Raw genomic sequence first — 18120 nt, 5'->3', positions numbered from 1 at the left:
GTTCAGCTCGCGGCGGCCCGGGCCATGGACCCGGGCCGGCGCGACGGCGACCGCAGGGGCGCGCCGGGGGACTGCCGGCCGGCGCCACCCGGGGCGGCGGCCCGGCGCGGCTGCGCGGCCGCGCCGTTCTGGACGTCCAGCACGGCGTGCGCCACGAGGCCGCCCATGGGGTCGTGCCTGATCAGGTCCCGGAGCCGGGAACGCGACGAGCGCCCTTCGTTCCCCGGGTACAGATGCTTGCCCAGCCCGACGGCGTGCGCGAGCGCGGCGAGCGCGGCGGTCCGCGGGTCCGGCGGGACGCCGGTGCGGATCGCACTGTCCAGCCGGGCCCTGATCTCCCGGCTGATCGCCGTGTCCGTCGCCTGGTAGCGCGTCGTCGGCAGCACCCCGCACATCTGGCTCTCCACGGCGTGGACCATGCCGCAGCGCTCCAGGTGCGAGAGGTACGTCTGGCGCAGCCCCAGCCGGGGCCCGCCTATCCAGTGGACGGCCCGTACCGGACTGCCGCGCCTGCGCAGCAGCTCCAGTGCGGAGTCCAGGGTCGGATCTCCTGTCGGCCGTGGCATCACCACGGCGATACGATCCCCGTCAGGGGCTATCCGCCCTGCCAGAGCCAGCTCCACTAGCTGCGCTCCGGCGAGGCCGAGGTCGAGCGACTGCGGCTGCGCTGTGGTACCCGTCGCCGGGTCCAGAGCGAGCAGCAGAAGCTCCTCCGGAAGTGTTCTGCGGCTCCTGCCCATCCATGCCTCCCCGCGTGGATGAATGACAGGGTGACCCCTCTCACATTCATCTGTCGAGAGTGCCTGGGTGCTTCGTGCGGGAACCAGTAGGTATGTCGTTCTCGTCTTGCACGGGTGGCCATGTGCTCACACAGGACACTGGTACACGGTTCGGACAAGGCGTTGGTTGAGGAGGCACGGTGGCGGGCGAGTCCCCCGACAAGTCGGAGCAGCGGAGGTCACCGGGGGAGACGGCTGCGGACGGCTCTGCCGGACGGCGCGACCCCCGGCTCGCGGAGTCGACCGCCACGGGACTGCCGGCGGGCGACCAGCCCACGGCGGTGTTCCGGGCGCCCCGGCCGGACCCTGAGCCCGCGGACGAGCCGGCCGTGAGCGAGACCCCCGAGGCGGACGGCGAGGGCGGTGCCGGGGCTCCGCCGAGGCGGTGGCGGATGCCCGGCGCGCCGGTGCGGCCGACCGGGCGGCCCCCGCCGACGGCACGCTCGTCATGCGCCCCTCGGGTGAGCGCGCAGGAAGCAGCAGGAACGTCGCAGCGGCCGGCACGGCTGACGCGGCCGACGCGCCCGACGCGGTCGCGGACTCGGGTGCGGGCGACACGTCGGACAAGGGCGCCGGGTCTGCACAGTCCGGCAGGCCCCCTCAGTCCGGTCAGCCGGAGAGGGTGCAGGACTCCGAGGGCTCCGCGGGCGCCGAGGCCGGCCAGTCGGAGCCTGAGCGCGCCGAGGCCGACCGCGAGGATGCCGAGGCGAACGGCGCCGAGGCGGACGGTGCCGGTGCCGAGACGGGGGGCAAGCGGTCCTCCGGGGCCGTGGACCAGCCCACCGCGGTCTTCCACGCCTTCCAGAAGCGCGCCCAGCCGCGCCCCGAGGTCGATCAGCCCACCGCCGTCTTCACGTCCGTCACGCCCGGTTCGACGCCTGCACGCGCGAACGGCGAGCCGGCCGAGCCCGACACGCACTCCGCTGAGCCGGACCCGGCCACGGCGGCCCCCACCAAGGCGGCCCCCACCAAGGCCGAGCCCAGCAAGGCGGCCCCCGCCGACGCCGCAACCTCCGACGCAGGTACCTCTGACACCAGGGCCTCCGACGCCGCGCGCGCCGACGCCGGGCCCTCCAACGCCGCGCGCGCCGCCGCCGTGCCCGGCGACGCTGTGCCCGGCGGCGGCACGCCCACCGATGCTGCCCCCGCCAAGAACGCCTCCGCCAAGCAGGAGGCCGCCAAGCACGACCCGGCCAAGCCGGCGCCCGCCTCTGCCGCGGCGGAGCCGACCGGGCCCGCCGCCGGCAAGGCCGCGCCCCAGTGGGCCGCCGCCGACACCGACGGGGACGCCGAGCGGACGAGCAGGTTCGTTCCGCTGCGGCCCGGTGACGCACGGGCCGCGAAGCCCGCCGCCGGAGGCCCGGCCGCCACCGCTCCCGCTGCCGCCGACAGCTCTGCCGACGCCGCCGGGGCCGAGGCTCCGGCGGAGTCCTCCACCGCTTCCGTCACCGCGACCGTGCCCACTCCGGCGTCTCTGACCGAGGCTGAGCGGACCAGGCAGCAGCCGGTTCCCCCGCTGCCGCCGCTCGACCTCCTGGCGGAGCTGACGAACACCCCGCCGCCTCCGGAGACCCTGCTGCGCACGACGGCCCGCCGGGTCAAGATCTGGACGCCGCTGGTCCTCCTGCTGGTGATCGTCTTTGCGACCGTGCAGCTGCTGCGGCCGCTCCCGGAACCGACCCTGCGGCTCACCGCCGAGGAGTCGTACACCTTCCAGGGCGGCACGCTCGACATGCCGTGGCCGGGAGAGGGGCAGGGCGCCGTCGAGGTCGAGGGCGTCGGGCTCATCGGCACGTACGGGCCGCAGAAGCCGCAGCCCACGGCCAGTGTCGCCAAGGCGATGACGGCCTACGTCATCCTCAAGGGCCACCCGCTGAAGGACAAGGACGGCGGGCCGAAGATAGAGATCGACAAGCTGACCGAGGAGCAGGCGAGCAACCCGGACTGGTCGGTCGCCCCCGTCAAGGAGGGGCAGGTCTACACCCAGGGCGAGCTGCTCCAGTTGCTGATGGTGCAGTCCGCGAACAACGTGGCGCACCTGCTGGCGCGGTGGGACGCGGGCAGCGAGGAGGCGTTCCTCAAGAAGATGAACGACGCCGCCAAGGAACTCGGCATGAAGGACACGGTCTACACCGACCCCAGCGGCTTCGAGAAGACCACCGTGTCCACGCCGCTCGACCAGCTGAAGCTGGCGAAGGCGGCCATGCAGGACAAGGTGTTCCGCGAGATCGTCGACCTGCCGCAGATCACCCTGCCGCAGATCGGCCACACCCTGCACAACGGCAACAGGATCCTGCTCAAGGGCGGCGTCGCCGGCATCAAGACCGGCACCTCCACCCCGGCGGGCGGAAACCTGCTGTGGGCCGCGTACACGAAGGTCGACGGCAAGCTCCGCCGGATCCTCGGTGTCGTCATGGGCGTCAAGAGCCCCCAGCAGCTGCACCTGAAGACGAAGCTGGCCATCGAGACGTACAGCTACGACCTCATCAAGAAGGCGCAGGACGGGGTCGTGTCGCAGACCGTCGTGGAGAAGGGCGAGGTGGTCGGCCACATCGACGACGGCCTCGGCGGCCGGACCCCCGTCGTGGCGACCGAGGACCTCAAGCCCGTCGGCTGGGGCGGCCTCACCGTCGACCTGGAGCTCACGGACGGCGGGAAGGCCCTGCCGGGCTCCGCCCCCGACGGCACGGTCGTCGGTACCCTCACCGTCGGTGAGGGCGAGGGGCGGGTGGCCGTGCCGGTCGCGCTCCAGAAGGACCTTGAGGAACCCGGGATCGGCGCGAAGCTCACCAGGCTCGGCTGACCCACCGCACAGGCGCCCCGGACTTCGCCGTCCGGGGCGCCTTTGCTGACGGACGAGGTGACGGACCGGCCGGCGGATCGGGCCGGCGGACGAGACCGGCAGACGAGGCCGGCGGAAGAGGCTGACGGACGAGACCGGCAGACGAAGCCGGCGGAAGAGGCCGGCGGAAGAGGCCGGCGGACGAGGCTGACGGACGAGGGAGAAGGAGAGGGGGGTACGGGGTGACCACCGCGGAGGAGGCGGCAGGCACCGGCCGCCGCGCGGACGCCCCCGCGGCCGCGGGGGGCGCAGGGGGCGCGGAGCGCACGGGGGGCCGTCTCCTCGCGCGCCTGGCGCGGGTACCCGCCGCGTACCCCGTGGCGGCCGCGACCGGACTGGCCGCGGTCCTGCACATGCTGTGGTTCCTGCTGCTCGCGAACAGCGGCGGCGACCTGGCCGCGCAGGACGCCTGGGCCCGGTTCGCCGCCGACCACCCGGGCAGCGCGTACAACCTCTCCTGGTACGGCGGGATGCACACCGCCTCGTACAGCCTGCTCTCGCCGTACGTGATGGCGGTGCTCGGCGTGCGGACGACGATGATGCTCGCGGGCACGGTCTCCGCCGGGCTCGTCGCGCTGCTGCTGGTGCGCGCGCGGGCCGTCCGGAACGTGCCGGCCTGCTCGTTCGCCGCGGTGTCGGCGCTGCTGGGCAACGCCCTGTCAGGGCGGGTGACGTTCGGGCTCGGTCTCGCCTTCGCCCTGGGCGCGGTCGCGGTGCTGGTGTGCCGCCTCGACCCGGAAGCGCCGGCCGCGGCCCCGGTACGGCGCCGGGGCCGGCACCTGCTCGCCGTCGGGGCGCTGGGCGGACTGGCCACGGCGGCCAGCCCCGTGGCCGGGCTGTTCCTGGGGTTCGTGGCGGCGGCCCTCTTCCTGCGGGGCCGGTTCGCGCCGTCGCTGGCGGCGGGTCTGCCGGCGGTGGCGGTGGTGGCGCTCTCGGCGTGGCTCTTCCCCTTCGCGGGGACGCAGCCGATGGGGCTCGGCACGGTCGTGCTGCCGTTCGCGTGCGCGGTCTTGGCCTTCGGCCTCGTACCCGCGCAGTGGCGGACGGTCCGCGCGGTCGCCGCCGTCTACGCGCTCGCGACGCTGCTGACGTGGCTCGCCGACTCGCAGATCGGCTCCAACGTGACCCGTCTCGCGATGCTGTTCGGTGGCGTCGTGCTGCTCGCGGCCCTGCCCCACGCGCGCAGGGACGCCCCGGGCCCGCCGGACGCAGGTGCGGGCGGCGGTGAGGGCGCCGACGCCCCGGGCACGCGCCGCGAGGGTGCGGGCAGCAGCCCTCCTCGTGCGGGTGCGAGCCGTACCGGCGGGGACGCGCACCGCCGAGGCGCCACCGGAACGGCCGCGGGCCCGCGGGGCGGTCGCGGGCGCCGCTGGTACGCGCTGGCCCTGGCGCTCGTCGTGTTCCACGCGTGGGTCGGGTTCAAGAGCGTCGACGACGTGGTGCGCACCACCCCGAAGGGATCGTGGGCGCACGACCCCGCCCCGCTGGTCGCGGAGCTGACCGACCGGGGCGCGAACCTCGCGCGGGTGGAGGTGGTGCCCGCGCGCAGCCACCGCGAGTCGTCCGCGCTCGCCCCCTACGTCACCCTGGCGCGCGGCTGGAACCGCCAGGCCGACCTGGAACGCAACCCGCTCTTCTACGACGGGTCCCTGACCGCAGCGACGTACCGGGCCTGGCTGCACCGGTGGGCCGTGCGGTACGTGGTCCTGCCGACCGGCGGCACACCCGACATGGGCGCCCGCGAGGAGGCTGCGCTGGTGGCGGGCGGACTGCCGTACCTGGAGGAGGTGTGGTCCGACACCGACTGGCGCCTGTTCGCCGTGCGGGACGCCACCCCGCTGGCCGACCCACCCGCCACCGTCGAGCACGCCGGTGCGGGCGGGATGCTGCTGCGCGTCGACGAGCCGGGGCGGGTCCTGATCCGCGTCGCCCACTCGCCGTGGCTGGCCCTGGTCGACGGGGCGGGCCGACGGCTGTCCGCGGACGACGGCCGCGGCTGCCTGCGCGGGGCGCCCGAGACGGCGGACGGCGACCGGTGGACCGAACTGGTGGCCCCGCAGGCCGGGCTGTACCGGCTGGAAGCGCCCTACGGGCTGCTGTCGCGGGGCACACCCTGCTGAAGCGGCCCCGCCGTCGCGGGACGAGGCGGCGGCGATCCGCGCAGACATCCGGGCCGCGCCGGCACGCACGGCACGCCCCGTCCCGGCGGCCCCGCGGTGCGGGACGGCCGGGACGGGGACCAGCACGGCGTGGCAGGGCGCCCGCGGGTGCCCGGGGGAGTCGGGGCACGGCGGTCGCGGGCGCCCGGGACGCCCGGCCGCGGGCATCCGGCGGCGGAGGAGGCCGCCGCGCCCCCGGCCGGGCCGGTCACGCCCCGGCCGCCCGCTTCCCCGCCTCCTGACGTGCGGTGCTTCCGTACCTGCTACCGCCCGGCGTTGGTGTGGGTGCCGTCGAAGAGCGCCTGGGTGTGCTTCCAGACGTCCCGGGCCAGCTCCTGGCCCTGCTGGTAGGCGGCGTCGTGGTCGTAGTACCAGTGCGCGCCGCCGTAGATGCGGGACTGGCCCACCTCCTGGGCGGCGGCCGAGAACGTGTCCCACTTCAGCGGCACGTCCTTCGACGGCATGCCGGGCTCGATCGCGGAGCTGCCTGCCTTGATGACGCCGGTGGCGCCGTAGCGGTCGGAGCCCGTGAAGAGCTTGAGCGTCTCGGCGGCCACGGCGGTGAACCCGGTGTGCCCGGAGCCGTACGCGGCGAAGGGCGGGGTCTTCAGGTACGGGGTCCACTTCTCGCCGTCGATGATCCGGGTGCCCTTGCCGGGGCCTGCCCAGCCCGGGATCCGCTGCCCCGACATGGCGTGGCGGACCATCGTGATCGGGCGCCCGTAGTCGAACGAGACCTTGGTCAGCCAGGCCACCACCGACTCCTCGCCCTCGGCGAGGTTGAGGGCGAAGAACATCTTCACGTCCTGGTCCAGGGTGTACCCGTCCCGCTGGGATACGTACGCGGCCCACTCCTGGGGGATGGCCGACGAGCTGGAGCCGGGGTACTGCCAGTGCTCTGCCAGCGCCTTCTGGCGCTCCGTCAGCGTGGCGTTGACCAGGATCTGGTGGTAGATGGCCCGCTTGGCCTCGTTGGTGCCGTACGCGGGCGGCGCCGGCGGCAGGTACTTCTTCGGGTCCTTCACGACGAACGGGTCGACCGTGGCGAAGTGCGGGGTGGCGAACTCCTGCACTTTGCCGTTGACCCGCAGCGGCGTCCAGCGGTCGGGGTGGGTCAGCGCCGCCTTGTCGAACGCGTCGACGTCCTGCGGCGCGTTGACCGGGGTGTAGTAGCCCTTCGGCGTCGCGTAGGCCGGAGTGGCGTGCTGGTTCGAGCCGTCACCCGCACGCTTCTCCAGCAGCGCGTCGGCGGCGGTGAGCGCCACGTCCGCCGGGCTGCCGGCGACCGGGGCCACCAGGTCGGACGGGCTGTAGCCGAGGGCGGTCAACCGCGCGTCGAAGGCGGCGCGCTGCCCGGGGAAGAGGTCGGTCAGGGCGCGGTGGGCCGCGTAGCTGACCGCGGCCTTCTTGTTGGCCTCGGTCCGCTCGGCGGCGGGCCGCCGCAGCTCTCCGCCCAGCACGGTGCCGACGGCCTTCGCGTCGTACGCCGCCCAGGCGTCGTACATCGCGGCGTGGACGATCGCGAACGCGCGGGCACCGACCGGCGGAGCCGTCGGGCGGCCGAGCGTGGCGGACTCGGTGCTGAGGGCCTGGCTGATCTGCTGGTTCCACTGGACGACGAGGCTGCCGGACGCGGCGGCAGGGGCCGCTGCGCCCGCTGCGGCGCCGGCGCCCGGTGCGGGAGCGGCGACGGCCTGGAAACCGGTGGCGGTCACCGTCAGCACGAGCGCGGCGGCGGCCGAGATGCCGGAGCGCAGGCGGACGGGGTTGCGGTACGTGCGGTTGCGCGGGGTGCGGGTATGCACGACGGGTTCCTTAAGGGATGAGTGGGTGCGTGGGTGAGTGCGCGCGGGCCCGGCGGCAGGCTGCGCACGGTTGTGGCAAGGGGGGCGGCGTGGCGGCGCGCGGAGGCCACGGGGACGTACGTACGGGGTGGTCGGATCCGTGCCCGTGCCCGTGCCCGTGCCCGTGGGCGTGGTGGTGGCAGCGGTGGTACCGGGGGCTGAGCGCGCCGGTACGGCCGGGGCGCATGGGGTGGTCGTGCCCGGGTCGTACGGGTCGGTGGTCTCCGCAGCCGTACGGGTCGTCGGATGCGTGCCGGCGGGCTCCCGGCGGTGCGGGCGGTCGGGGCCGTGGTCGTACGGCGCGGTCGTGCCCGGGGTCGTGCGGGCGGGTGCGCCCTCGGCCCCGGTCGGTTCGGAGCGGGTGCGCGGGGCCCGCGGCGGCCGGTGCGCGGGGGCTCGTGGCCGTACGGGGGCGGGCTCTTGGCCGTACGGGTGGCGGGTTCGTGGCGGCGAGCAGGCCTGCGGGGTTGGGCGGGTCCCGCGGGTTTCACGGGGTGCCGCAGAGCCCGGCGGACCGTGCGGGTGACGGCGGGCTCAGCGCCGTGCTGCGGCAGGGTTGTTCCCGCGGGTGCCCCGCCGGCCCGGTGGCGGGTGGGGTCCGGGCCGGGTCGGGGCTCCGGTCACTCGGACCAGGGCGAGCCCTCGATGACCTGCACGAAGTTCGGCCGGACGTAGCCGTCGGTGAACCGCTCCAGGACGTCGGCCTTGACGTTGCCGAACGTGGTGGCCGGGCGGCGGGTGATGCCGTCGTTGAACGCCTGGAGGATGCGCCGCTTGAAGTCGGGGCGCGGGTGCGCGGCGACGACCGCGCCGCGGGTCTCGTCCGACACGTCGTGGTAGCCGATGCCGAGGACGTCCAGCTCCACGCCCGCCGTCACCAGGGCGATCTCCGGGGCCATCCGGGTGGGGATCTCCGGGGTGGTGTGCAGCGCGATGGCCTCCCACACGACCCGCGCGCGCTCCGCGTCGATCCCGCGGGAGACGAGGAACTTGCGGGCCTCGTCGGCGCCGTCGATCTCGAAGCGGGTGCCGTTGTCGCGGTACGGCTCGGTGAGCCCCAGGTCGTGGAACATGGCCCCGACGTAGAGCAGTTCCGCGTCGAAGGACAGCCCGCGGTTCTGCCCCTGGAGCGCGCCCCAGATGAAGACCCGGCGGGAGTGGTGGTAGATCAGCTCATCCGTGGCGTCGCGGATCAGCTCGGTCGCCTCCTTGGCGATCGTGCTGTCGGGAATGGCGACACCGGCGATGATTTCGGACATGAAGTGACACCTCACGGGGAGTTGCGCGGTCGGAAGCGCGAAAGTGAGCAGCCGAAGCGGCGGCGCACGAGCACGCCGCCGGAGTGGAAGCCGCATTCATGGAACAGCCACGTACTCGTCGCGCGATCCAGAACGGCTCGAATGTCCGCGCTGACCAGGTGTGTTGCGTGTGTTGCGCCCCCGGCAAAGACCGGGGCCGACCGGCGCGGACCGGGGCCCTCCGGCGCGGGCCGGCGCGACCTGGGCCGGCCGGGGCGGGCCGGGGTCGACCGCCGAAGACCGGCGCAGATCGGGGCGGACCGGGGTGGACCGGCGCGGACCGCCGCAGATCAGGGCGGGCCGGGGCCGACCGGCGCCGGCCGAGCCGAGGGGCAAGCAGCCCCCGGGCCCGGCCGGTCCGAGGGCCGCCGGTTGGGCCTTGGGCGGGCCCGGCGGCTGGGCCGAGTGGGGCGCGGCGGCCGGTCACGTGCGGGCGCACCGGCCGACCCGGTGGGGGCCCGGCGGAGGCGTACCGGCTGGTCACGTGCCGGCGTACCGGGTGCCCATGTGTCGGCGTACCGGCTGGTCACGTGCCGGCGTACCGGGTGGCCACGTGCCGGCGTACCGGCTGGTCAGCCGGGGGTGCGCGGACCGGCTGACCAGCCGGAAGTGCGCCGACCGGTGAGGGACGGCCCACCGGCCCGTCAGCCGGAGGTGCGCCGGCCGGTCGGGGTGCGCCGGGCCACCGGTCAGGAGCGGTTGCGCCGCGCCGCCCCCAGAGCGGCGGTGCCGCGGGCCAGGTCGAACGCCGCCACGATGTCCCGCTCGTCGTCCCACGGACCGGCCCCGCACCAGGGGCCGATCAGCCGGAACTGCTCCAAGGCCTCCTCGTACAGCCCCGTCCGCAGCAGGTGGTGGGCCAGCAGGTGGCGCAGCCGGGGCAGGCGCCGGTCGCCGGCGGGCACGGTGCCGAGCGAGCGGGCGGCGGCGACGAGGAGGTCCTGGGCCCGCCGCCCGGACGGCAGCCGGCTGCCGCGCTGCTCCAACTCCTGCAGGGCGTGCAGATAGATGCCGGCGAGCGGGCTGCCCTCCGGGGCGATCCGCAGGGCGTGCTCCGCGAACTCCAGCATCTGCCGGTCGGAGCCGAACCACTTGGCGCACCAGTACTGCATCGCCTGCCAGTGGCCTTCGTAGTGGTACGGGGCGCGGGCCGCGAGCTCCGCCCACAGGGGGACGAACTGGTGGGGGGAGTACTGGGCGCCGCGGGCGGCGGTGACCATCACCACCCACGGGCCGGGGTGGCCGGGCGCGGCGAGGGACGCCTTGCGGGCCGCCTCGATGGAGGCGGGGACGAGCTGCCGGAAGCGGCTCATCCGCTCCTCGGGGACCTCGTGCGCGTACGCGCTGCCGCGGATCGCCCAGGCGCGGCGCAGCAGCAGGAGCGCGTGCAGCGTCGCGGCGTCGCCGTCCTCGGGCCGGGCGGCGCGCCAGGCGTCGAGCCAGCCGTCGTCCTCGGCGGCGACCTGCTGGAGCAGTTCCATGCGGGACCAGTGCTCGTCCCAGTCCTGCCCGGCCGCCTCCAGGTGGGCGGCGGCGGTCTGCCAGTCCCCGTCCCAGGCGGCGTCCGCGAGGGCCTGCGCGGCCTTGGCCTCGTGCAGCGGCGGGGGCGGCCCCGGCCAGCGGTCGTCGAGCTCCGCGCGCGGTACGAGCCCGTGGGCCGAAGGGTCGAACTGGTCGGGGACGCGCGCGGCGAGCCGGGAGCGGCGGAGGGAGGCGGTCAGACGGATCACCCGATGATCTTCCGTCCGACGCTGTCCGAAAGCAACGCCGGCGGCGCGCGGGACTCTCCGCAGGGCACAGGGCGCTCCGCAGGCAGTGCTGTCCGTATGCGGCCCCTGACGGAATCGACGACCGAACGTTATCGGCCACGTGCCGGGGCGTGACCTGGGCGGGCTAGGTTCACCGGGACAGCTGTGACCACGGGGCAGGGGGAGACGACGATGCGCATCGCACGCGGACTGGTGGCGGGCGGTGTGGCGACGGCCCTGCTGGGCGGGGCGGCCGTGGGCTGCGACGGACCGGACGCGGCTCCGGCGGCGAAGCCCCGGGCGTCGCAGTCCTCCGCGCCGGCGGCCCCGGAGCCGACCCGTACCCCCGTACCGACCCCGACTCCGACCGTGACCGCGCCCCCGGCATCGGCGGCGGCCCCGACGCCGTCGGCAGCGCAGCCGAACGCCAAGCGGCCGACCACCGCACCGCCGAGCACCCCGGCCCCGCGGGCCGAGCCCACCCGCGGGGAGGCGCCCGCGCGGACGGCGCCGCCGGCGCCGACGTACCTGGCGATGGCGGTGCGGACGGCCGGCGGCCGGATCGACCTGGCACGGGGAGGGGCGCCGCAGGAGTTCACGGTCACGCTCGACAACGGCAACACACGCGCGTACACGCACCTGAAGCTGGCGTTCCAGATGGAGATGCTGATCGACGGCAGGTCCGCGGAGCAGGCACCCCAGGACGGCTTCCTGCTCCAGCGCTGGGACCCGGCGGCCGGCATGTGGCGCGACGAACCGCTGCGGATCGCCAACGACACGATGCCGCCGCACCTCCACAGCGGCGGCACCCCGCTGGCCCGCGACGCGGTACGGAGCACGCGCTACCGCCTGACCGCCCTGAACCAGGGCCCCACGGGCAGCACCCCGCTGATGGTGACGCTCATCGACACGGCGGCCGACACCCGCGTCGCGTACCGCTCCCTGCCGCACACCACACGCAACCCGTAGCCCCCCGCGGGCACACCGGGCGGGCGGGTGCCCCTGTGGCCCGCGGCCCTCCGCCGGACCAACCACCGCGCCCGGCAGCAGACCCCGCAGGCAGCGACCCCAGCGCTGCCCCCGTGCACGGCGGCTGCTTGCCTACGCGCACAGGAGCAAAGCTCCGCAGACAGCGAGCCCCGTGGGGACCGCGGGTCCGCAGGCAGCGAGCCCCGCACAGGGTCGCGGGCGCGCAGGCAGCGAGCCCCGCACGAGGTCGCGGGCCCGCAGGCGGTGAGCCCGTACCGTCAGCAGCCCGTCCCGGGCCCGTACGGCCTCAGAGGACGACGACGCTCAGGGCCCGGTACGCGTACCCGTCCTGCAGGAAGCCGGGGTCCTCCCATCGAAGCCGCACCCGCTGCCCGACAGCCAAGGCCCGGAACCCGTCCATCTCCAGGCAGGAGTAGTGCGCCCAGCACCCGCCGGGCGTCTCGGCCGAGTCGAGCACGCCCCACCCCTCCTCGTCGTGCCACTCCCGGACCGTCGCCACCACCACGCGCCCCACCTCCACCTATGTCTCCCCCGCGCTTCCCGCCCATCGAACCATCCCGGCGACGCCAGGACTCTGCGCGACCTGTCCAGCCACCGCCGACGGGCGGGTCCGGCGCTACCTCCACCCACCGGACCGCCTCGTACTGTCACCGTGCCGCGGTAGGAGGCGTCTCCGTGGCCCCGGCCCAATCGACCACCGAACGCCATACCGGCCGCTACGACCGGAGGGACGTCGATGCAAGCCCTTGGGCGCCATGTGCTACCTGGTGGCACCGGCGCCACCGTGGTGAGGGGAGCATTCAGCCCGAAATCACCCAACGGGATCTACGCAGCCGGTCCCGAGAAATCATGGATGCCGTACAGAGCGGGCAGTCGTTCACCGTCACCCGCGACGGACATCCGATCGGCCGGCTCGTCCCGCTGCGTCGACGCCGTCGGTTCGTCTCTCGCCAGGAGTTCGCCGCGATGTCCAGGACCGCCCCGGGCATCGACCTTGACAGGTTCCGGGCCGATCAGGCTGCCACGGCCGACCCCTACCCGGTCGATCCCTATGACCGCTGACGTCTCGACGCATCGCCAGGGCATTCTCGACACCGACATCATGATTCTGCGCCGCTGGGTGGCGCCAGAGGAGCTGCCGGACGAGATGGCGATCACCGCCATCACCCTGGCCGAGTTGTCCGCCGGTCCGCACGAGGTCCGTCGCAACGACGAACAGAGCAGCTACGACGAACACGCCGAACGCGCCCGCAGGCTCGACATCCTGCAACGCGCCGAGAACGAGTTCGACCCCATCCCCTTCGCCCCCATCCCCTTCGACGCCGAAGCGGCGCGCATCTACGGCCGGAAAAGGCTGACGGCAGGACACCGGTGCGGTGGGACCAGACCGGAGTTCATGGTTCGCCGTGGCAGGGCTGTGATGACGCGGCAGGGCCGGTTCGAGGGACGAAGCCTCCGAACCGTCCCTGTGCCGTGTGCCCTCGGCACGATGCGAACCTGCGACACCCGCTTGAGGAGTTCGATCGGAAGCTGATCCTGGCGGGGTGGCCTGGTACTGCTGCGGTCTGGCAGGAGCGTTCGCAGACGCCCCCGTCCGACGTCGTTGAAGCCGGCTGTGGATGTCAGTCGCCCCCTCGATGCGACGAGCTACGGGCGGGAGGGTTGCCGAGGTCTGCAAGGCTGGTCGAGCGGCTGCATGGGGCGGTGGCGGTCGACTGCGGTCGTGGTGGTTGCTGTACTTTCCTGCTGTACCGCGGCCGCACGATCGGGGAGATCATGGCAGCGCTGGGGTTCTTCTTCGTCATCCTGCCGTGCCTCGCCGTCGCCGGCTTCACATGCTTCGCTGCATGTCGAGCCCAGAGACACAAGGCGTTCAAGGCTTTGGCCTACGCATGCCTGTGCCTCGGCCTCCTATGCGGCCTCACTCCCATCGGGATAGTCGTCTGGGCCTCTTCCCTGTAGGTGCCGTGCGCCGGCCTCGTCGTACGCGGACGTGGGCTGACCTGGGAGAACGCTGAGCTGCACGTTCGCTCGGGAGTCGCCGGCGTTCCCCGCGGCTCCCCCGCCCCCTGCTCCCCCGCGGGAGGGCAGGGGGCGGCTGCGTCATGCCCGGATCCTGCTGACGCCGCATCCCCCGAACTGGCTAGGCTGCGGGCATGATTCGCGCTGTGGTGTTCGACGTTGGTGAGTGCCTGGTAGACGAGACCCGCGAGTACGGAACGTGGGCGGACTGGCTGGGGGTCCCCCGCCACACGTTCGCCGCGATGTTCGGCGCCGTCATCGCACAGGGCCGGGACTACCGCGAGACGTTCCAGGAGTTCCAGCCCGGATTCGACCTGTACGCCGAGCGCGAGAAGCGCGCGGAGGCCGACCAGCCCGAGTGGTTCGGCGAGGACGACCTGTACCCGGATGTCCGCCCCGCCCTCGCCCAGCTGCGCGCCGACGGGCTGTGGCTCGGCATCGCGGGGAACCAGACCGTGCGTGCCGGCGGCCTCCTGCGTGAGCTGTTCACCAAGGACGTGGACCTGATCGGCACCTCGGACGACTGGGGCGCCAGCAAACCCGACCCGGAGTTCTTCCGCCGGGTCGCCGAAGTCACCCCGTTCACCAGCTCGGAGATCCTGTACGTCGGGGACCGCGTCGACAACGACCTGCGCCCGGCAGCCGCCGCCGGCATGCACTCGGCGCTCATCCACCGTGGCCCGTGGGCGACGATCCAGTGGAACACCGAGGAAGCGGTGAAGCTCCCGACCTTCCGCATTGAAAGCCTCACCGAGCTGCCGTCTCTGATCGGCGACTTCAACGCGCGAGCGCGCTGAGCGTCGTCCCCCACCCGTACAACCGCTCGCGGGTCGTTTAGGCGATATTTAGGGGATGGGGGTCCGTAGTAGGGCCGTAGTGAGGCCGTAGGCGGGGCGTAGGCGGGGCGTAGGCAAAGTGCGGAAGGTAGGCGAAAGGCCCAGGCGAGACAGTGTCGGACCTGGGCCTTCGAGGGTGACCTAGCTGGTCACGAGCGTGCCCCCGGCAGGATTCGAACCTGCGACACCCGCTTTAGGAGAGCGGTGCTCTATCCCCTGAGCTACGAAGGCGGGGCCTTGCATGGAGCTTGGTGGAGCACTCTGGGTGAGTGTCCCGTTCCGCTGTGGCAAGGCCAGGGACCGCCCCGTAGGGAGGTCCCTGAACAGGGTAGCGGATCAGCGGAGGGGAGCGGGTGGAGGAGGAGGGCTCCGGCTCGTTCCCGGTCCGCGCTCCCGCCACCGCGGCCCCGCCACCGCTGGTCACCGCAGTCCGTGGCCACCCCGAACGGCGGCCACGGCCCCGACCGGCAAGCACGCCCACAGCCACCGCCGCCCCGCCACCGTGCCCCCGACACCGGGCACCCCGCCCCGCGCCCCCGCCCCGCGGCCCCGACACCGGGCACCCCGCCCCGCGCCCCCGCCCCGCGCCCCCGCCACCGGCCCCCGCACCGCGGCCGCGCCGCCGCGGCGCCCCCGGTCACCCCCCGGGCTTTGCCACGGACTCCCACAGGCGGGTGGTCGTCTCGTCGAGCTGCTGGAAGCGCTGGGTGATCCGTTTCAGGACCGACGGCGCGGACGTCGCCTCGTAGCGCAGGGCGAGGACGCCCATGGCCTCCCAGTGCCGCATGGCCTCCTCGTGCAGGGCGAGGGTGTGCTCGGGGGCGCCGGCGGTTCGCAGGGAGCGGGCCATCAGCTTCAGGCTGGGGACCGCGTAGAGGACCGAGGCGTGGTGGAAGAGCCGGCGGGCGCCGTGGGCGGAGCGCTCGGGCGGGCCGGCGAAGCACTCCTCGCACAGCTCCTGGTAGCGGCGGATCGCCTGGCGGAACCGCTCCTCGGCGAAGAACCGCTCCGCCTGGCGGGCCAGCGCGCCGCTCAGTTCCGTCCCGTCCGGGGACCCGGCTGCGGGGCCGGAGTCGTCGGAGACTGCGTAGAAGAAGCCCATCGCGTCGTGCGCGTCGCTCTTGATGCGGTCGGCCGCCGACCGGACGAGGTCGTCGAAGGCGACCGCGGCCCGGCAGCTGTACGGCTGGGGGCCCACGACGAGGCTGTCGTGCACGGCGACGTGGCCCCGGTCGGCGGCGATGCCGTGCACCACGACCGCGTGCAGGTACGGGTTGTTGTCCCGGTAGACGTCGGCGTAGTGCAGGTGGGCCGTGTTGACCCACACGATGACCGCCTTGTGCCGTGCCAGCAGCGCCTCCAGCTGCGGAGCCGGCGCGTCGAACGCGATGGGTTCCTTGTGCACGGTGAACCCGGAGCGCGTCATGCCGAGTGCGCCGGCCTCCTCGACGGGGAAGATGTACTCGGGGTATCCCGACTCGTCCAGACCCGCCTGGAACAGGTAGCCGTCCCCCCGCTCGAAGACGGTCTGCTCCGCCACGGGGCGGCCGGCGATCCCGGCGAGGAACGAGTAGCTCCCGGTGAGGCAGTTGACGGCGGCCTCGTCGTACCGCTCGGTGATGTGGCTGTCCATCGGCGTCAGCCCCGCAGTTCCAGGGTGCAGCACTTCACGCTGCCGCCGGCCTTGAGGAGCTCCGTCAGGTCCACCCCGATCGGCTCGAAGCCGCGGGCGGCGAGCTGTGCGGCGAGGCCGGTGGCGGCCTGGGGCAGCAGGACGTGCTTGCCGTCGGAGAGCATGTTCAGCCCGAACACCGCCGCGTCCTCGTCGGACGCGAGGACCGCGTCCGGGAACATCGCGCGCAGGACGGCCTGGCTGCCCTCGCTGAACGCCTTCGGGTAGTACGCCACCTCGTCGTCGGACAGCACCGCGAGCGCCGTGTCCAGGTGGTAGTACGACGGGTTCACGAGCCGGAGGCTGGTGACGGGCAGTCCGAAGAACTCCTGCGCCTCGAAGTGGGAGCGCTGGTCGGTGCGGAAGCCGGTGCCGGCGAGCAGCCGGCGGCCGGCGACCAGGTAGTCCCCCTCGCCCTCGTTGATGTGCTCCGGCCAGTACAGCTCCGCGAAGCCCTGCCGCCGGAACCACTCCAGGTACAGGGGGCCCTCCGCGGTGCGCTCGACGTGCCGGAAGCGGGCACCGAGCACCTTGCCGTCGACCACGGTCGCGCCGTTGGCGGCGAAGACCATGTCGGGCAGCCCGGGGGCGGGCTCTATTTCCTGCACGGTGTGCCCGAGTTCCCGGTACAGGTCGCGCAGCCCCTCCCACTGGCGCAGCGCGAGGCCGCCGTCCACGGGCTTGCCGGGGTGCATCCACGGGTTGATGGAGTAGGTGACGTCGAAGTGGCGCGGGGGGCACATCAGGAACCGGCGCGGGGTCGCCGTCCGGTTCCGGTTGCCTGCCTGGGGCTGGTGCGCAGTCATGCGTGTCGCTCTCCTGAATAGGCGAACAGAGGGGAACGGGGTTCGCTCCCCCCGTCGATGGCGGGGGTGGTGTGCGCGGCGGCGGCGGCGATCAGGCGGCCGTCCGGGCTGCTCCAGTCGGCGAACCGCCACGCCGCGAGGCGCTCCGGCCGGATGGACCGCCCGTCGGTAGGCCGCCCGTCGGCGGGGCGCTCGATGGCGGTGACTCGTCCGTGTGTGGGGCTGTCCACGTCGGCGGGCCGTCCGTCGGCGGGGCGCTCGACGGCGGTGACTCGTCCGTCGGTGGGGCTGTCCACGTGGGTGGACCGTCCGTCGGCGGGGCGCTCGGCGGCGGGGCCCTCCGGGGCGGCGGGCCGCTGCTGGGCGGGGTGCTCCCGGTCGGTGGGCCACCACCCGGCGGGGTGCTCCCGCTCGGCGGGTCGGCCGGCCGCGAGGCGCGCGGTGGCGGGCGGCTCGGCGCCGGGGCGCCCGGGGGCCGGTGCGCCGGACGCCGTGAGGTCGATCTCCCGCAGCGCGCCGAGCGTCGTGACGCCCACCTTCACCAGGGACTCCTTGCGCGCCCACAGGCGGAGGAAGGCCCGTGCGGGGTCGGGGGCGGCCCGGACCGCGGCGAGTTCCGCGGGGGCCAGCACGCGGGCGGCCACCCGGGGGAGAACACCGCGTCCACGGCGTCCTCCACGTCCACGCCGACCGGGCCCGGGCCCGCGGCGGCGGCGACGGCGCCCCGGGTGTGGGACAGGCTCACGCCGACGCCGGGCAGGCCGCGCAGGAACGGCCGGCCGTGGTCCTCGCCGCCGCACCCGGCGCAGCGCTGGCCGAGGACCAGGACGGCCGGGTCCACGCCGAGGAGCCGCGCCGCGCACACGCGTACCAGCACGTGGGCGGCCAGGTAGTCGTCGCGCTGCTGCCCCGGGGCCAGCCGGGCGGCACGGTCCTGCTCGTACGGGGCGAGGGCGACGGCGTCCAGCAGCGGGAGGACGTCCGCCGTGGCACGCACCAGGGCGAGGGGCGCCGGGGCGGCGGGCGCCGCCGGGCCCGGGGTGTGCGGCGGGCTTGTGGGCACTGCGGGCTCCTCCTCGGGTGGTTCGGTCCGGCCGTGGCTGCTGCGGTGCCGGGTCGGTGCG

General features: G+C 74.4%; 15 protein-coding genes and 1 tRNA gene. 6 read left to right on the top strand and 10 right to left on the bottom strand.

The window, feature by feature from the left end; all coding sequences use genetic code 11:
* Positions 1–2: 2 nt before the first annotated feature.
* A complete protein-coding gene (locus tag L6E17_RS25265; protein ID WP_236243007.1) occupies positions 3–740 on the bottom strand; it encodes a GPP34 family phosphoprotein in 738 nt (245 codons plus the stop codon).
* Between the two features lie 424 nt (positions 741–1164).
* On the opposite strand from L6E17_RS25265, the gene L6E17_RS25260 reads away from it, so the two are divergent.
* Both L6E17_RS25260 and L6E17_RS25255 read left to right on the top strand, forming a co-directional pair.
* Positions 1165–3582 carry a serine hydrolase gene (locus tag L6E17_RS25260; protein WP_236243006.1) on the top strand — a complete coding sequence of 806 codons (2418 nt, stop codon included), beginning with the start codon at positions 1165–1167 and terminating at the stop codon, positions 3580–3582.
* A gap of 221 nt (positions 3583–3803) precedes the next feature.
* The gene (locus L6E17_RS25255) at positions 3804–5741 is read left to right on the top strand and encodes an MFS transporter (RefSeq protein ID WP_374109140.1); all 1938 of its coding nucleotides are present in this window, start codon (positions 3804–3806) and stop codon (positions 5739–5741) included.
* Between the two features lie 302 nt (positions 5742–6043).
* Here the strand turns inward: L6E17_RS25255 and L6E17_RS25250 are convergent, their stop codons facing one another.
* The 3 genes from L6E17_RS25250 to L6E17_RS25240 all read right to left on the bottom strand — a co-directional run bounded on the left by L6E17_RS25250 (position 6044) and on the right by L6E17_RS25240 (position 10652).
* The gene (locus tag L6E17_RS25250; protein ID WP_236243005.1) at positions 6044–7585 is read right to left on the bottom strand and encodes a vanadium-dependent haloperoxidase; all 1542 of its coding nucleotides are present in this window, start codon (positions 7583–7585) and stop codon (positions 6044–6046) included.
* A gap of 659 nt (positions 7586–8244) precedes the next feature.
* Positions 8245–8883, bottom strand: coding sequence for an HD domain-containing protein (locus tag L6E17_RS25245; protein WP_236243004.1), 639 nt, complete (start codon positions 8881–8883; stop codon positions 8245–8247).
* Between the two features lie 728 nt (positions 8884–9611).
* Entirely contained in the window at positions 9612–10652 is a 1041-nt protein-coding gene (locus L6E17_RS25240) for a hypothetical protein (protein WP_236243003.1), read from the bottom strand.
* A gap of 210 nt (positions 10653–10862) precedes the next feature.
* Here L6E17_RS25240 and L6E17_RS25235 point away from each other — a divergent pair, with 210 nt between their 5' ends.
* Positions 10863–11639 carry a hypothetical protein gene (locus tag L6E17_RS25235; protein ID WP_236243002.1) on the top strand — a complete coding sequence of 259 codons (777 nt, stop codon included), beginning with the start codon at positions 10863–10865 and terminating at the stop codon, positions 11637–11639.
* 307 nt (positions 11640–11946) lie between these two features.
* On the opposite strand, the gene L6E17_RS25230 is transcribed toward L6E17_RS25235, so the two are convergent.
* Positions 11947–12165, bottom strand: a complete 219-nt coding sequence (locus tag L6E17_RS25230) for a cold-shock protein (protein ID WP_236243105.1) — start codon at positions 12163–12165, stop codon at positions 11947–11949.
* A 344-nt stretch (positions 12166–12509) separates the two neighbouring features.
* On the opposite strand from L6E17_RS25230, the gene L6E17_RS25225 reads away from it, so the two are divergent.
* From L6E17_RS25225 to L6E17_RS25215, 3 genes are all read left to right on the top strand, one after another.
* A complete protein-coding gene (locus L6E17_RS25225) occupies positions 12510–12722 on the top strand; it encodes a prevent-host-death protein (protein ID WP_236243001.1) in 213 nt (70 codons plus the stop codon).
* Entirely contained in the window at positions 12712–13194 is a 483-nt protein-coding gene (locus L6E17_RS25220) for a hypothetical protein (protein WP_236243000.1), read from the top strand. The genes L6E17_RS25225 and L6E17_RS25220 overlap by 11 nt, the downstream gene beginning before the upstream one ends.
* A 622-nt stretch (positions 13195–13816) precedes the next feature.
* On the top strand, positions 13817–14479 hold the full coding sequence (locus L6E17_RS25215) for an HAD family hydrolase (RefSeq protein ID WP_236242999.1): 663 nt from the start codon (positions 13817–13819) through the stop codon (positions 14477–14479).
* Positions 14480–14676: 197 nt separating this feature from the next.
* On the opposite strand, the gene L6E17_RS25210 is transcribed toward L6E17_RS25215, so the two are convergent.
* The 5 genes from L6E17_RS25210 to L6E17_RS25190 all read right to left on the bottom strand — a co-directional run bounded on the left by L6E17_RS25210 (position 14677) and on the right by L6E17_RS25190 (position 18059).
* Positions 14677–14749, bottom strand: a tRNA-Arg gene (locus L6E17_RS25210).
* A gap of 406 nt (positions 14750–15155) precedes the next feature.
* The gene (locus L6E17_RS25205; protein WP_236242998.1) at positions 15156–16151 is read right to left on the bottom strand and encodes a hypothetical protein; all 996 of its coding nucleotides are present in this window, start codon (positions 16149–16151) and stop codon (positions 15156–15158) included.
* Positions 16152–16156: 5 nt separating this feature from the next.
* On the bottom strand, positions 16157–16996 hold the full coding sequence (ddaH, locus tag L6E17_RS25200) for a dimethylargininase (protein WP_236242997.1): 840 nt from the start codon (positions 16994–16996) through the stop codon (positions 16157–16159).
* Positions 16993–17628, bottom strand: a complete 636-nt coding sequence (locus tag L6E17_RS25195; protein WP_374109139.1) for a 4'-phosphopantetheinyl transferase superfamily protein — start codon at positions 17626–17628, stop codon at positions 16993–16995. The genes ddaH and L6E17_RS25195 overlap by 4 nt, the downstream gene beginning before the upstream one ends.
* Positions 17535–18059 (bottom strand): hypothetical protein, encoded by a 525-nt coding sequence (locus L6E17_RS25190; protein ID WP_236242995.1) that lies wholly within the window; start codon positions 18057–18059, stop codon positions 17535–17537. The genes L6E17_RS25195 and L6E17_RS25190 overlap by 94 nt, the downstream gene beginning before the upstream one ends.
* Positions 18060–18120 lie beyond the last annotated feature (61 nt).

The sequence above is a fragment of the Streptomyces sp. CC228A genome, from assembly GCF_021390935.1.
In the GTDB taxonomy this organism is placed as follows: domain Bacteria; phylum Actinomycetota; class Actinomycetes; order Streptomycetales; family Streptomycetaceae; genus Streptomyces.
The sequence above is the reverse complement of the archived record's forward strand: the minus strand, read 5'-3'. Positions and strand labels throughout refer to the sequence as shown.

What these genes read in the sequence shown, in the direction of transcription:
- L6E17_RS25205 (WP_236242998.1), bottom strand. Translation starts at nt 16,151, where the DNA reads ATGGACAGCCACATCACCGAGCGGTACGACGAGGCCGCCGTCAACTGC.
- L6E17_RS25235 (WP_236243002.1), top strand. Translation starts at nt 10,863, where the DNA reads ATGCGCATCGCACGCGGACTGGTGGCGGGCGGTGTGGCGACGGCCCTG.
- L6E17_RS25220 (WP_236243000.1), top strand. Translation starts at nt 12,712, where the DNA reads ATGACCGCTGACGTCTCGACGCATCGCCAGGGCATTCTCGACACCGAC.
- L6E17_RS25265 (WP_236243007.1), bottom strand. Translation starts at nt 740, where the DNA reads ATGGGCAGGAGCCGCAGAACACTTCCGGAGGAGCTTCTGCTGCTCGCT.
- L6E17_RS25215 (WP_236242999.1), top strand. Translation starts at nt 13,817, where the DNA reads ATGATTCGCGCTGTGGTGTTCGACGTTGGTGAGTGCCTGGTAGACGAG.
- ddaH (WP_236242997.1), bottom strand. Translation starts at nt 16,996, where the DNA reads ATGACTGCGCACCAGCCCCAGGCAGGCAACCGGAACCGGACGGCGACC.
- L6E17_RS25245 (WP_236243004.1), bottom strand. Translation starts at nt 8,883, where the DNA reads ATGTCCGAAATCATCGCCGGTGTCGCCATTCCCGACAGCACGATCGCC.
- L6E17_RS25225 (WP_236243001.1), top strand. Translation starts at nt 12,510, where the DNA reads ATGGATGCCGTACAGAGCGGGCAGTCGTTCACCGTCACCCGCGACGGA.